Source organism: Prosthecochloris marina, assembly GCF_003182595.1.
GTDB lineage: Bacteria > Bacteroidota > Chlorobiia > Chlorobiales > Chlorobiaceae > Prosthecochloris > Prosthecochloris marina.
Window position 1 is genome coordinate 118,440 of sequence record NZ_PDNZ01000007.1, and the last position, 15,046, is coordinate 133,485.

13 protein-coding genes are annotated in these 15,046 nt (G+C 46.9%); all 13 read left to right on the forward strand.

Going from position 1 to position 15,046, the window contains the following annotated elements; all coding sequences use genetic code 11:
• Positions 1 to 11 precede the first annotated feature (11 nt).
• The 13 genes from CR164_RS10420 (at position 12) to CR164_RS10480 (ending at position 15,039) form a co-directional block, all read left to right on the forward strand.
• Positions 12 to 722, forward strand: a complete 711-nt coding sequence (locus CR164_RS10420; protein WP_110023932.1) for a tetratricopeptide repeat protein — start codon at positions 12 to 14, stop codon at positions 720 to 722.
• A 56-nt stretch (positions 723 to 778) separates the two neighbouring features.
• Positions 779 to 1,273 (forward strand): peptidylprolyl isomerase, encoded by a 495-nt coding sequence (locus tag CR164_RS10425; protein ID WP_110023933.1) that lies wholly within the window; start codon positions 779 to 781, stop codon positions 1,271 to 1,273.
• A gap of 11 nt (positions 1,274 to 1,284) precedes the next feature.
• Positions 1,285 to 1,980, forward strand: a complete 696-nt coding sequence (locus CR164_RS10430; protein WP_110023934.1) for a YggS family pyridoxal phosphate-dependent enzyme — start codon at positions 1,285 to 1,287, stop codon at positions 1,978 to 1,980.
• A gap of 296 nt (positions 1,981 to 2,276) precedes the next feature.
• On the forward strand, positions 2,277 to 3,494 hold the full coding sequence (locus CR164_RS10435) for an aminotransferase class I/II-fold pyridoxal phosphate-dependent enzyme (protein ID WP_110023935.1): 1,218 nt from the start codon (positions 2,277 to 2,279) through the stop codon (positions 3,492 to 3,494).
• A 39-nt stretch (positions 3,495 to 3,533) separates the two neighbouring features.
• Positions 3,534 to 4,355: a purine-nucleoside phosphorylase gene (locus CR164_RS10440; RefSeq protein ID WP_110023936.1), complete on the forward strand. Its 822-nt coding sequence runs from the start codon at positions 3,534 to 3,536 to the stop codon at positions 4,353 to 4,355.
• 20 nt (positions 4,356 to 4,375) lie between these two features.
• Positions 4,376 to 5,437 (forward strand): S-methyl-5-thioribose-1-phosphate isomerase, encoded by a 1,062-nt coding sequence (gene mtnA / locus CR164_RS10445; protein WP_110023937.1) that lies wholly within the window; start codon positions 4,376 to 4,378, stop codon positions 5,435 to 5,437.
• A gap of 551 nt (positions 5,438 to 5,988) precedes the next feature.
• Entirely contained in the window at positions 5,989 to 6,408 is a 420-nt protein-coding gene (locus CR164_RS10450; protein ID WP_110023938.1) for an Hpt domain-containing protein, read from the forward strand.
• 67 nt (positions 6,409 to 6,475) lie between these two features.
• Positions 6,476 to 7,849, forward strand: coding sequence for a cytochrome ubiquinol oxidase subunit I (locus CR164_RS10455; protein ID WP_110023939.1), 1,374 nt, complete (start codon positions 6,476 to 6,478; stop codon positions 7,847 to 7,849).
• Complete coding sequence (gene cydB, locus CR164_RS10460) at positions 7,849 to 8,871, forward strand: cytochrome d ubiquinol oxidase subunit II (protein WP_110023940.1); 1,023 nt, start codon at positions 7,849 to 7,851, stop codon at positions 8,869 to 8,871. The genes CR164_RS10455 and cydB overlap by 1 nt, the downstream gene beginning before the upstream one ends.
• Positions 8,872 to 9,012: 141 nt before the next feature.
• Complete coding sequence (gene cydD, locus CR164_RS10465) at positions 9,013 to 10,755, forward strand: thiol reductant ABC exporter subunit CydD (RefSeq protein ID WP_110023941.1); 1,743 nt, start codon at positions 9,013 to 9,015, stop codon at positions 10,753 to 10,755.
• A complete protein-coding gene (gene cydC, locus CR164_RS10470; RefSeq protein WP_110023942.1) occupies positions 10,752 to 12,500 on the forward strand; it encodes a thiol reductant ABC exporter subunit CydC in 1,749 nt (582 codons plus the stop codon). The genes cydD and cydC overlap by 4 nt, the downstream gene beginning before the upstream one ends.
• Positions 12,501 to 12,866: 366 nt before the next feature.
• A complete protein-coding gene (locus tag CR164_RS10475) occupies positions 12,867 to 13,481 on the forward strand; it encodes a phosphatase PAP2 family protein (RefSeq protein WP_110023943.1) in 615 nt (204 codons plus the stop codon).
• Positions 13,465 to 15,039, forward strand: a complete 1,575-nt coding sequence (locus CR164_RS10480) for an ArnT family glycosyltransferase (protein ID WP_110023944.1) — start codon at positions 13,465 to 13,467, stop codon at positions 15,037 to 15,039. The genes CR164_RS10475 and CR164_RS10480 overlap by 17 nt, the downstream gene beginning before the upstream one ends.
• The last annotated feature ends 7 nt before the right edge of the window (positions 15,040 to 15,046 follow it).

Genomic DNA, 15,046 nt, shown 5'->3' on the forward strand with positions numbered 1-15,046 from the left:
CGACACTTGATATGGAACAGTCTGAGCAAAGACCGGAAGGACAGGTACCACCAATTGAAACCGACAACCGTGCAGAAAAGGTTGATCGTCTGTTTGAATTTTTCTTCATCAATAAAAATCTGATCATCGGAGCGACTCTTGGAGTTATCGCCATTGTCGGAGTTTTTTTTCTCTACCAGCAACAAAACAAGTCAGACGAGTCTGTCGCCTATAGCCTGCTTTCACAGGTCGAGGCACATGTCGATAACGGAAACTGGCAGCACGCCGTTGATGGAGACAGCACCCTGACAGGGCTGAGACAAATCATCCAGGAATACGGATCAACGCCGAGTGGAAACCATGCAAAAATTCTGATCGGAGACAGCTTTCTGGCTCTGCAGGAGGCCGATTCCGCCTTGACATACTATCGGACCTATACAGGGAAAAACCCTGACCTGGCAGCTTCCGCGAAAGCCGGTGAAGCCGCCTGCTTTCTTCATAAAAAGGCTTTTCCCGAAGCTGCTGCAGCATTTGAAAAAGCATCGGAAACAGCTGCGAACCATGCATTGAAGGCATCCTATCTTTCAGATGCGGCAGACACCTACCTTCTGCTCGGTAAAACAGATATGGCGGTCGACCTCTACAAGCGGATCATCAAAAAATATCCTGGTTTCACCGCAACGGCAAAAGCACAGGAATCCCTGTTGGCAATTGCCGGAAAAACCGGAAATATCGATCTATAGAGCAAAAGAAGTCCATATATTTCATCTTCGACAACTTCACACTAACAGCAGTAACAATGAGCACCAAGTACAAAATTAAAACAAACTTTGGCGACATCACCGTATCGTTGTATGATGATACCCCTCAGCATAAACAAAACTTCGAAAAACTCGTCAGTGAGAACTACTATGACGGAATTCGCTTTCATCGGGTCATTGAAGGTTTCATGATCCAGACTGGCGATCCTCTGTCGAGGAACGATGATAACCGTATGCTGCATGGAACCGGTGGCCCTGATTATCGTATCCCAGCAGAAATTAAACACCCTAATGTAAAAGGAACTCTTGCTGCCGCACGGGACAATAACCCTCAAAAAGCGTCTTCCGGCAGTCAGTTTTATATCAACCAGGCTGACAATGATTTTCTTGATGGAGAGTATACCGTGTTCGGCATTGTAACCGACGGGATCGACGTTGTGGATAACATCGCGGTTGTTGAAAAAGATTTCAATGACAATCCTGTGGATCCTGTAACTATCGAGACAATCGAGACAATCAATGATCCTGCATAATCGAGAGCACATTGAACAACATAGCACATAATCTCGAACACTTACATGAAGAAATCCGGTCAGTCTGTAAGACATCCGGGCGCAATCCTTCGGATATCTGTTTGATCGCCGTCTCAAAAACCAAGCCGGCAGGCCTCATAAAAGAAGCCTATGATGCAGGCCAAATGGATATCGGTGAAAGCTACGTCCAGGAATTCCTTGAAAAAGAGAGCTCCGATCAGCTTTCAGAGCTACCGATACGCTGGCACTTTATAGGACACCTTCAGTCAAACAAGGTCAAAGATATTGTCGGCAAAGTATCACTGGTTCATAGTATCGACAAACTTGGAACAGCCGAAGAACTTTCAAAACGAGCTTCTCGAAAAAACATCATTGTCGACTATCTCGTCGAGATAAACACCTCAGGAGAGGTTTCAAAGTTTGGTTTGCCTCCTGATGAACTTCTTCCCAAGGCTGCTCACTTTTTCAATCTTCCGAACATTCGTTTGAGAGGCCTCATGACCATAGCCTCTCCGGACAGAAAAAAAGCCCGATATGAGTTCCGGATGCTGGCCGATCTGCTTGAACAGCTCAGGGAGGCCTCACCCGACCCCGGTCTCCTCACAGAGCTCTCCATGGGTATGAGCCAGGATTATGACATAGCCATAGAGGAAGGAGCAACAATGATCCGCATAGGCACGGCTATTTTCGGCTCACGGCAACGATAAAAAAGATTGTTGAACAGTGTTGCCATTGCCTGATGGCGTGCTGACCGGAGAGCTTGACGACAGGAGAAAACAAAAAATCATCGACAAGTTATTTTCGGATTGACCCTCCGCAATCAAAGCATCCGCTTCAAGTGACGGTACAGCTTGCCGCATGTGAACCCTGCCTTGCAAATATCACTTATTATCGAACACAATTTGAATCGGTCAACTCAGGATTTTATATTGTGGAACTGATTATTTTGCAAGATATTTGCTTTTGAACTGCAGTTTTTAAACGCCCGGGTTTCAGTCACCATATGCCTTATTCAAATTCACCTGTCTTTATTCCAGCTCAGCGTGTCCAGAATTATCATTATGCGATCCGTAACATTGTCAGCAAAGCGCGGCACCAGGAAGAACAAGGAAAAACAGTTACCTACCTGAACATCGGCGACCCGATACTGTATGGTTTTCAGCCACCCGAAGAGCTCATTGAATCTACCGTTCTGGCCCTGAGGCAGGGACATAACGGCTATTCACCTTCTTGCGGAAAAAAGGATGCGGTTGAAGCGATCGCAGAAGACGCTCTTTCACGTGGTATCCCCACCTCTCCGGAAAACATCATCATAACGTTCGGTGCATCAGAGGCCGCTGATCTTGTCTGCACTGCGATGTTGAACCCAGGAGACGAGGTACTTTGTCCTTCCCCCGGCTATCCGCTCTACAATGCGATAATCGCCAAGCTGAATGCCAGAGAACTTCAGTATAAACTTGATCCTGATAACAACTGGCATCCTGATCCGGAGGAAATTGAACGCGAAATCACCTCTCGCACAAAGATTCTCGTTGTCATCAATCCAAATAATCCGACCGGAGAACTGTATCCTCCCGAATTGATCAGGAAGTTGGTCGAAATAGCCCGCAAACACCGCCTGCTTGTCATTACCGACGAAGTCTACCACAAGCTTGTTTATGAAGAAAAACATATTCCGCTTGCGTCCATGGCAGAGGAAGATGTTGCGGTAATCACTATCGACAGCCTTTCAAAAAACTATATGGCGCCCGGATGGCGAATCGGATGGTTTGCAATCACAAACAGTCATCTTGTTCCGGATGTGCATTTCGCGTTCATCAAGCTTGCGGACGCAAGGCTCTGTGCACCAATGTCTCCGCAATATGCCATAAAAGCCGCCATGAAACTGAGAAAGGACTATATTGAATGCGTTATGAGGCGCTTGCACGCTCAACGTGATATTACAGTCGACATGCTGAATGCAATCCCGGGTATCAGTTGTAACAATCCGAAAGGGGCTTTTTATGTTATGGGAAAAGTCGATCTTGATATGCTTCCGTTTCGTTCCGACGAAGACTTTGTACTGAAGCTTCTGCAGGAAAAACAAATCCTCTTTGTTCATGGCTCGGGATTCGGAACCGATCCTTCACAAGGGTTTTTCAGGGTTGTTTTTTTACCCGATGTGTCAACCCTGAAAAAAGTGTACAGTGACCTTGGCGATTTCATAAAACAATACCAGTAATCTTTTCCACCAACTTACCATAAACCCAAATTATTCATCATGATCGAACAACGTGCCAAAATCCAGGAAGCTGTTTCGTTTATCCGTTCGAAAACCAGCGACGAATATCCTGTCGGAATTGTTCTCGGAACCGGTCTCGGCGCACTGGCCAAAGAAATAGATGTAGAACTGTCTCTTGATTACGGAGATATCCCCTACTTTCCCATATCAACAGTAGAAACCCATCATGGCAAGCTTATCTTTGGAACACTCGCCGGAAAAAAGGTAGTCGCCATGCAAGGACGCTTCCACTTTTACGAAGGCTACTCGATGCACCAGATTGTGTTCCCGGTCAGAGTCATGAAACATCTCGGTGTTAAAACGCTCGGTATCACCAATGCCTGTGGCGGTCTCAACCCTGCGTTCAACAAAGGCGACATCATGCTCATCGATGATCACATCAATCTGTTGGGGACAAATCCTCTGATCGGGCCGAACGATCAGGAAATCGGACCGAGGTTCCCCGATATGTGCGCTCCATACTCTCCGAAAATTCTCGATATAGCCGAACAGGTCGCTCTTGAAAACAAGATCAAGGTTCAGCGAGGAGTTTATGTCGCTCTTTCAGGTCCTTGCCTCGAAACTCGTGCAGAATACCGTATGCTCAGAACCATAGGTGCGGATGTCGTTGGCATGTCGACCGTTCCGGAAGTCATTGCCGCCGTTCACCAGGGAACCGAGGTATTCGGTATGTCGATCATTACCGATGAATGTTTTCCCGACAGCCTCCAACCTGTAAGCATCGAGGAAATCATTGAAGTGTCAAATGAAGCTGAACCGAAAATGACAACCATTTTCAAAAACGTTGTCGAAAGACTTTAACCAATAAATACGCAACAACAATGATCGACGCAGTTTCTTTCGAAAACGATACTCTCGGCTACCTTGACCAGCGATTTCTGCCACTGAAAGAAGAGTATATCAAAACCAAAAGCCATCTCGAAGCTATTGAAGCAATAAAAACTCTGGCGGTGAGAGGCGCACCTCTCATCGGCATAGTTGCAGGCTATACCGTGATACTGGGCTTGAACAGTTACCAGGGAACGAAGGATGAGTTTCCGCTTTATTTCGAAAAACTCATTCAAGATGTCGAGGCATCGAGGCCAACCGCTGTAAACCTTTTTTTCGCAACAGCATGTATGAAAGCAGTTTACGACACCAGCTTCACTTCGGACTCTCTTGAAGAACTTTTTGCAAAGATGCTTGTTGCTGCAAGAAAAATTCATACCGACGAGATTGCCAATTGCGATGCCATGGCCCGACACGGTGTGGAACTCATTCGGCATGACCTTGCAGAAACGCTCAAGACCAGAAAACTCAACGTCCTCACACATTGCAACACAGGCACACTCGCCACAGGAGGATCCGGAACAGCTCTGGGAGTCATCAAGCAGGCCTGGCAGGAAGGTCTGATTGAAAAAGTAATCACTGCTGAAAGTCGGCCTTTGCTTCAGGGACTTCGCCTGACCGCATGGGAGCTTGAAACGGAAAACATACCGTTCCTGTCGATCTCTGATTCATCCTCAGCGTTCCTCATGCAGAAAGGTATGATTGATTTCGGCATCGTAGGAGCTGACCGAATTGCGGCAAATGGTGATACGGCCAATAAAATCGGGACATTCGCCCATGCAGTCAGCGCAGCCGCTCATAACATACCATATTACATTGCTGCGCCAGTATCGACTATCGATATAACCATTGAAGACGGTTCCCACATTCCAATCGAGGAGCGCAGTGCCGATGAACTCAGAACAATTTTCGGAACCCAGGTTGCAACACCTTCCACTCCTGTCCTGAACTACGCATTCGATGTAACTCCCAACCAATACATCAGGGGCATCGTTACCGACAAAAAAGCCGTAGTCGGCAATTACGCCGAGGACCTGAAAAAGCTCATAACCTGACCCATCCTGTAAACAAACTGACAAAGGAGGCTGTCTCAAAAGGACAGCCTCTCGTTTTTCGAGCAGACAATCGTTAATAACTCCGCTACCCCTCGTGGTTGTCATCTTCGGGCTTGACCCGTGAAATAATAACCAACTATTTTACAGGTCTTTGACCAGGGATCTATCTTTTGACGAGAGTCTCTATGGGTACCGCATCACGTGGGGTATGAATCTGAGAGAACACGGCAGACTTGACGCTTCTTTTGAGTCTATGGTTCTGATTTGCTTTCGTGCTCTTTTATTCTCTCAGCCGTTCTTCTGTTCTATTTTTTTACCTGGTCTCTTCCTTTGGTATCTGCCTCTTTGTTATTCCGAAATTGTTCGTTATACTTTTTATTACAGCTGAAAACCTTCTGTACTGAGGAAATCAAGCGTTATGTTGTATCCCGCAGCCCCCTACACATTTAATTCTTGCCATAATGATCATTAGACGTTCGGAAAGAGCCTTCCCCGTAGAAGGGTTGTCGCAGACAGAAGCAGGCTTTCCACCCAGAACATTCAATTAAGAGATGAAACACTGGTTAAAGAAAGACAGAACCGGAGAACAAGAATCTCATCACAGCGAGTCATCCGGTCATTCATTGCAAGTTTTCAATTACAATGATTTTCTCGATCGCGTCATGGGAGACAAAGAACTCGCCATGAGTATCCTGGAAGAATTCACCGAACTGATCGGACAACACGCTGAAAAACTCCGGCAAGCCGTCGAATCAGGGGACCATGAAACTGTCAGGCAGATTGGACACATGATCAAAGGTGAATCGGGCAACATCAGCGCACCTGCACTGTATGAAAGCGCTTATGCAATGGAAAAATCCGGAAAAACACAAGACCGGGCCGAGCAACAGGCGCTTCTTCCGACACTTCTTGAAAATATAGAAACCCTTAAAAAAGTGATCAGAGAAACAGTGCAAAAAAGATCCCGTTAATTTCATATTTTTCTTATGCATTAAAACATTGCCCACTTCCTGTAACTTTTCATAAAGAAGCACTCTCATGGAGGCACTGTTTCTGGCCCGGCTGCAGTTTGCTCTGACTTCGGTATTTCATTTCTTTTTTGTCCCGCTGACCCTTGGCCTTTCAATCTTCGTTGCCATTATGGAAACTGCCTATGTAAAAACCGGCAACGATATGTACAAACGATTGACTAAATTCTGGGGCAATATTTTTCTGATAAATTTCGCCGTCGGTGTTGTTACCGGAATTGTGTTGGAGTTTCAGTTCGGCCTCAACTGGTCGGAATATTCCCGCTTCGTAGGAGACATTTTCGGAGTCCCTCTGGCCATAGAAGCTTTACTGGCCTTTTTCCTCGAATCCACCTTTCTCGGCATATGGGTGTTCGGATGGGACAGACTCTCCAAAAAACTTCATGCCGCAACTATCTGGATCGTAGCGATTGCATCGAATCTATCCGCTCTATGGATTCTCGTCGCAAACTCGTTCATGCAGTCTCCTGTCGGATATCGCTTGTCTGAAGATGGTTCAAGAGCTGAAATGACCGATTTCTGGGCTCTGCTTTTCAACCCGCATGTCTGGGCCCAGTTCCCACATGTCATTGCCGGAGGAATTACAACGGGGGCATTTCTTGTTATCGCCATAAGCACCTATCACCTCACAAGAAAAAAAGAAAACAACGAACCTTTTAAACAATCACTCAGATACGGAGCGGTTTATGCTTTTGCCGGCACCATACTTGTCACTTTAGCCGGACACACTCAAATGCAAGATCTGCTCAGAACGCAACCGATGAAGGTTGCTGCAGCCGAAGCTCTCTGGGAAACTGAAAATCCCGCCAGCTTTTCGCTTTTTACAATCGGAAACGAAGAGGAACTCAGGGATGTATTTTCCATAAGAATCCCAGGCCTGCTCTCATTCCTGGCCTTCAACTCATTTGAAGGTGAAGTCAAAGGGATCAAAGAGTTGCAGGCTGAATACGAAAAAACCTACGGACCGGGCAACTACGTCCCCCCCATAGCCATCTCCTACTGGAGTTTCCGCCTGATGGTGGGTGCAGGAACGCTTATGCTCGTCATTGCATCTCTGTCACTGTTTTACGTAATCAGAAACCGTTACATGTTTCCTTCATGGGCAGAAAAGCTTATGCTCTGGTCATTCCTGCTTCCCTACCTGGCAAACACTACCGGGTGGATTCTAGCTGAAATAGGACGTCAGCCATGGATTGTTTTCGGATTGCTGAGAACCGAAGAAGCTGTCACTCCGGCCTCGGTTGTCAGCAGTAGCGAAGTCATGTTCTCCATGATTGTTTTTGTGTTGATCTACAGTGCCCTGACCCTTGCTAACATTTTTTTGATTAAAAAATCTGCTATAGCCGGGCTTCAGTCTCAGGAACCAACCGAAGGGAGAATATAATGGACCTTGAAACCTTGCAAACGATCTGGTTTGTTCTTGTCGCAGTACTTTTTACCGGCTTCTTTTTTCTGGAAGGATTCGACTATGGAGTAGGCATCGTGCTCCCTTTTCTCAGCAAAGAAGATCGCGACCGTCGAACGGTCATCAATACCATAGGTCCGTTCTGGGATGGAAACGAAGTCTGGTTGATTACTGCAGGTGGAGCCATGTTTGCCGCATTTCCACATTGGTACGCAACCCTTTTCAGTGGCTTCTACCTTGCATTGATACTGATGCTTGTTGCGCTCATTATCAGGGGGGTAGCCTTCGAATTCCGCAGCAAAAGCGATAATCCCGCCTGGCGGAACATGTGGGACTGGGGGATCTTTTTCGGTAGCGCAGTGCCTGCCCTGTTATGGGGTATCGCTTTTGCCAATATCATAAGAGGAGTTCCGATCGACCAGAGTATGAATTATGTCGGAGGATTTCTTGATCTTCTCAACCCTTACGCTATTCTATGCGGCATAGCTTCCTTCTGCATTTTCACCCTTCATGGATCGGTGTTTCTCACCTTGAAAACCAAAGGTGAATTACATGAGAAATCAATGAGTTTTGCAAAAAAAAGCTGGGCTCCCGCCACCTTGCTTTCGTTTGCTTTTACCGTCTATACCTTTATAGAAACCGATCTGTTTGCAAGACTCGGTATCAACCCCGGTATTGTGCCGGTTTTCAGCGTCGTTGCGCTAGCCTCGGTCTTTTTTCTTCTGAAAAATAATGCAAGCGGCTGGGCATTTGCCATGACCGGTATTGCAATAGCATTTTCAACCATCACCATTTTTCTCGGCCTGTTCCCTAGAGTTATGGTATCGAGCCTTAACCCGGAATGGACCCTGACCATCTATAACACTTCGTCATCTGCATATACGTTGAGCATTATGAGCATCGTCGCCCTGGTATTCGTGCCAATCGTGCTGATCTATCAAGCATGGACATACTGGATTTTTCGTAAAAGGCTCGGGCCCGATTCGGAACTCGAATACTAAAAAAATGTCGGAGGCAAAATCAAAATGTGGGGTTGATTTTCATCCCGAAACCTTCAGCGCTCTTTGGCCCTTCTTTCCGGCTTCAATTGTACACGCCAAATTAATTGCTTACCATTAGTCGAAGCAAAATGAGACATCATTATGAATCTTGACAGGCGGCTTCTCCTGCTGGTTAAGCAATATCCATTCCCATTTATCGCATCGGTAGTATTCGGTGTTCTTGGAGGAGCTTTCCTGATCGGTCAGGCAGCCATTTTGAGCAGTGTTATCAGTGCCGTTTTTTTGGAAAATGCCGAGCTTACTAACATTCTTAGCTTACTCGGACTTTTCGGGATTATCAGCGTTTGTCGTGCCGTTTTCAGCTGGGCCAGTCAGAGTGAAGCAAACCGGGGAACCCTGAAAATAAAGAAACTGCTTCATAAACGGTTGCTTCTCAAAATTTCCGATCTTGGACCTCCTTACACGGGATCGACCGGGAGTGGACAGCTCAGTGCGAAACTGCTCAGAGGCGTTGAGGCTCTTGATCCGTACTTCAGCCAGTACATTCCTCAGATAGCTCTATCCCTTCTCATACCGCTTTTCATTATTTTCGCGGTATTTCCTGCAGATATGCTGACCGCTCTCATCTTGCTTGTGACAGCACCTCTCATTCCGGTTTTTATGGTACTCATTGGAAAAGCCGCACAGAAAGCAACTGAAAAACAGTGGCAGGCTCTTTCAAGAATGAGCGGCAATTTCCTGGATGTACTCCAGGGGCTGACAACTCTGAAGCTGTTTGGAAGAAGCAAAGAAAGAGTCCGCTCCATATCAGAAATAAGCGAATCTTTCCGTCATTCCACTATGAAGGTCCTGAAAGTCGCGTTTCTCTCCTCTTTAGCCCTCGAACTTGTAAGCACCATCAGTACGGCAATCATTGCTGTAGAAATCGGTTTGCGGCTCCTCACAGGATCGATAGCGTTCAAGCCCGCTTTTTTTATTCTTCTACTGACTCCTGATTTCTATCTCCCCCTTCGCCAGCTCGGCACAAAATTTCATGCAGGAATGGAGGGGGCAAGTGCTGCAAAAGATATTTTCAACGTGCTCGAAAAAAAAGGTTTTCAGAAAACATCAGCAGCCACTCCCTCGTCTTTACCAGACATATCGAAGGAGCCGATTATTTTCGAAAAAGTCTTTTTTTCCTATACCGGAGACAGTTCGTACACATTGAAAAATGTCAGCTGCAGGATAGCTCCTGACGGCGTCACGGCAGTGACCGGCCCTAGTGGAGCAGGTAAAACCACATTCATCAATATGCTCCTGCGCTTCATCGATCCCCAAAAGGGAAGAATCACACTCGGAACGGCCGATCTGCAAAAGATCGGTCGTGATGAGTGGCAAAAAATGATATCGTGGGTACCACAGCACCCGTATATTTTCAATACAAGTCTGCGTGAAAACCTGCTTCTTGCAAACAAAGATGCTTCTGAACAAGAGCTGATGCAAGCAATTGAGTACAGTTGCCTCGGCTCTTTTATCAGCTCTCTTCCCAAAGGACTCGATACGCCTGTAGGTGAACAGGGAGCCGGAATAAGCGGAGGAGAAGCCCAACGCCTCTCATTTGCGCGTGCATTCCTGAAAAATGCACCGATCCTCATTCTTGACGAACCTACATCACACACCGACCCGGGCCTTGAAAAGCAGCTTCTTGCATCGATGAACCAGCTTGTCGAAGGCAAAACAACCATACTGATCGCTCACCGCCTGAGCACGGTTGAAAACGCCGACCAAATCCTTGTGTTCGACAAAGGATCTATCATACAATCCGGAACACATTCCTCCCTTTTGCAAGAAGAAGGATTTTACAAAAGCGCCTTACAGGTTTTCGAGGAGGATTCAACATCATGAAAGAACTGTTGAGGCTTCTCGGTATCATTCGGACATATCACTGGTGGATGATTCTTGCCGCCACTCTGGGTTTCGCCACAATCGGAAGCGGTATAGGCTTGCTCATGTCTTCAGCGTATATAATCGCCAAAGCTGCATTGCAACTGCCATTTCACGAACTCCAGCTCGGTATTGCCGGAGTCAGACTCTTCGGTCTGGCACGAGGCGTTCTCCGTTATATAGAAAGACTTGTTTCTCACAGCACAACCTTCAAAATCCTCTCGGGATTACGGGTCTGGTTTTATGAATCTCTCGAACCTCTCGCCCCAGCAAGGCTTCTTCAATACAAAAGCGGGGATCTTCTGCAAAGAATAACAAAAGACATTGATTCACTCGAAAACCTCTATTCACGTGTCATTGCCCCCCCGTTGACAGCAATCATGATCTCGGCCCTGCTCTGGTTTCTTTTGGGGAGCTTTTCTCCGATGTTTTCCATTACACTACTTTGTTTTCATGCGTTTGCAGCAGTAGGTATTCCGCTTTTTACCGGTCACATCAACCGGGGAACGGCAACAAAGATGGCCGGAATCCAGGCCGAACTGCAGAGTATGACTATCGACTTTGTGCAGGGCCTTGGTGACCTGATGCTTTTCAACCGGCTTGACGATCACACGGAAAAACTGTATCGACTGAAAACGGATGAGCTGAAGCTGCAAAGAAAGCAGGCACTCATTCAACGATTGCATGAACCGCTGATCGGGCTCCTGATGAACAGTGCCGTTCTTGCCCTTTTATGGACTCTGACGCCACAGGTATCCAACGGCACCATCGATGGAATTTATACCGCTGTCATCATTATCGCTGTCATGGCGTCTTTCGAGGCGTTTCTCCCCCTGCCGGACGCCACCCACCATCTTGAAACCAGCGCAACAGCCGGAAAAAGGCTTTTCGAAATTATAGACACGAAACCTGCTGTCCCATCCCCTCATCATCCGGAGCGGTTTCCGGACGTTCATTCCATCAAGTTCGAAAATATATCTTTCACCTATCCACAAACATTCACACCAACACTCTCATCCCTGTCTTTGCAGATCGAAGAAGGGGAAAAGGTTGCTATTATCGGACCAAGTGGAGCGGGCAAATCGACCATAACCAGCTTGTTGTTGAGGTTCTGGGAGCCGTCACAGGGAGACATCTGTATAGGCGATAGAAGCATCAGGAACCTCGATCCGGAAACGATCCGCAAAAACATCGGTATCGTCAGCCAGAAAACCTATCTTTTCAGCACCTCTATCAGGGAAAACCTGCTTCTGGCAAAACCGGATGCAGATGACAAAGAACTGAAAAATTCACTGACATTCGCCGGACTCTCATCGTTTACAACCAAGCTTGATCAATGGGTAGGGCAACACGGCATGAAACTGAGCGGTGGAGAAAGACAAAGAATGGCAATTGCAAGAATGCTTTTGCAGGATGCACCGATTATCGTGCTTGATGAAGCAACGGCAAATCTCGATACAGTCACTGAAAAAAGTGTGATACAGAGCATTCTGGGACTATGCAACAAACAACCCGCAAAGACCTTGCTCGTTATCACTCATCGCCTGCGCGACATGGCACAGTTCGACAAGATAGTTGTTCTTGAAAAAGGCTGTATCGTCGAGCAGGGAGCTCATCATGAGCTTTTGAAAAAAAACGGTCTCTACGCTTCAATGTGGTCACTGCAGCACCGGCAGACCCCTCCTGAACTCCTGACCGACTCATAGAGGCTCCTCTCTGTATCCTGCGCTTCAATTACTTCGTTGGTCCCGACAAGCCGGGATCGAAATCCTCATGCACCCTGTTTAAACACCGGTCTCTGTGCTCCGTTCGCCTTGCACTTCAACCCGAACCCTGCCGCTCGACATGAGAAGAACACACCTCCACTCGAACGTGCGAACGCTTAGCTCCCCGCTTGCAATGAGTTATGCTTATCCTTATACTACTCTCAAAAAACGGAGGTATCGTGTCTTGTCATAACGTCATGTCCCGTACGAGAGAAAACTTCTGACAATTCGGCACATCGTTGAAGAAAACCCTTGCAGTTACCCTACCGTATTGGTAGAATACCCGACTTTTTGCTTAATTTGTTCATGTCAAAAACCGTCTCGGCAATCACAGGTCTTGTTACCCTGATCCTCGTTTGTACTGCAAGCTATATCTGGCTTGACCGTCCTGTTACCGATTTTTTTCTTGACCTCCAGGAAAGCATGCTGTACCGGATCTTCAAGCAGATCACAAGGCTTGGTGAATCTCAATGGTACCTTGCCGGGGGGTTACTCTTATGGCTGTTCTACAGAAAAAAAGATCCGCTCAATGCGGGTGGCGGCCTGCTGCTCCTGAGTTCCGTCGCATTGTCGGGAATCGTTGCCTATACCCTTAAAAGCCTTCTTGGCAGAGCACGGCCAAGGCTTTATGATCACCATCAAATCTATGGATTTGATTTTTTTCACCTCGAGTATGCCTGGCAATCATTTCCTTCCGGCCATTCAGCCACAGCGATAGGAGCAGCCTCTGCGATGGCTCTGATTTTCCCACGCTACAAAATATTTTTCTATATCGTAGGGGTTAGCGTTGCTGCGAGCAGAATCATTCTTGCCCAACACTGGCTCAGTGATGTCATAGCCGGCTCAATCCTCGGTTTAGCCACAACCATCCTGCTTTACAACAAATATTTCCGGAAAACCATGTATGACAAGCCATTCTGAACATTCTACCTGCCTGGACATACTTGTGCTGGCTGCTCTTTTCATAATGAGCTTCTTTGCCGGATTGGGCTCCGGTCCTCTTTTCGACGTCGATGAAGGGGCTTTCAGCGAAGCAACCCGTGAAATGCTGGCAAGCGGTAATTACCTGACCACCTATCTTTATGGAGAACCACGGTTCGATAAACCGATTCTGATCTACTGGCTGCAGGCACTGAGCGTAAAACTTTTCGGACTGAACGAATTTGCTTTCCGCCTGCCCTCAGCGCTTGCATCCACTGTATGGGGAAGTGCAGTATATCTTTTTACCCGCAGAATGTTTGATAGATCTACAGCCTTTTTCGCTACCGCTACCATGGTTCTCTCTCTTCAGGTGACCATTATCGGTAAAGCAGCAATTGCCGACGCACTGCTCAACGCTGTTCTTGCCCTCAGCATGTTTACCATATTTCTATACTACAAAGAGCGAAAACAGAAATACATTCTGCTTACTTTTGCAGCTATAGGTCTTGGAGTCATGACGAAAGGACCGGTAGCCATACTGATACCAGCAGCCGTCTCCTTTATTTTTTTTCTGCTCCGGCGAGACCTTCAATCATGGTTCAAAGCAATTTTCAACCCTGCAGGAATACTCCTCTTTTCAGTAATCGTTCTACCGTGGTACACTCTTGAATACCTCGACCAGGGAATGGCGTTCATTGAAGGCTTCTTTTTCAAACACAACATCGGCAGATTCAGCAGCCCGATGGAACAGCATGGCGGCTCACTCTGGTATTACATCCCCGTTCTTCTTCTCGGCATTTCACCCGCTACGGGGCTGCTCGGGCCGGTTTTTCGAAAAGTAAGGCCCCTGACCACCGATCCTCTTAATAGCTATCTGCTGACCTGGTTCAGTTTTGTTTTTATCTTTTTCTCTCTTTCGGGAACAAAACTGCCCCACTACATCATTTACGGCTATACCCCACTTTTCATCCTTATGGCTCAGGGACTGCATTCTATCCGCCGGGCTTTCCTGATCAACCTATGGCCTGCAACGTTCCTTCTACTGCTCGCATGTGCACCCCTGTTTGTCAGTCACATACATACGGATGACCTCTATATTTCAGCTCTTCTCGAGAGCGCAACAGCACTCATGGAACAGTCGGGACACGTACTACTGCTTTCAATCGCAGCTGCCACAGTCATCGGATGCTCATTTTTCTCCGGCGTATCTGTCCCGAGCCGTTTTATCGCAGGGGGGATCATTTTCTGCCTTACAATCAATTTCCACATTATGCCTCTTGCCGCGAGACTTTTGCAGGAACCGGTAAAAGAAGCCGCATTTATCGCAAAAGAACGGGGTTATAAAATCGTCATGTGGAAAATCAATAACCCTTCTTTTTTAGTATATTCCGAAACCTTGACCGAAAGGCGGAAACCGGAGCCGGGGGAAATTGTTTTGACGAATGTCAAATACCTCGAAAGGCTCCAAAACCCTATCGTCATTTATGAAAAAAACGGCATTGTTTTAGCAAAAACTCCTGATTCTGTCAATCGAGGCGGATCACAAAGAGTTCAATGAACCCTGC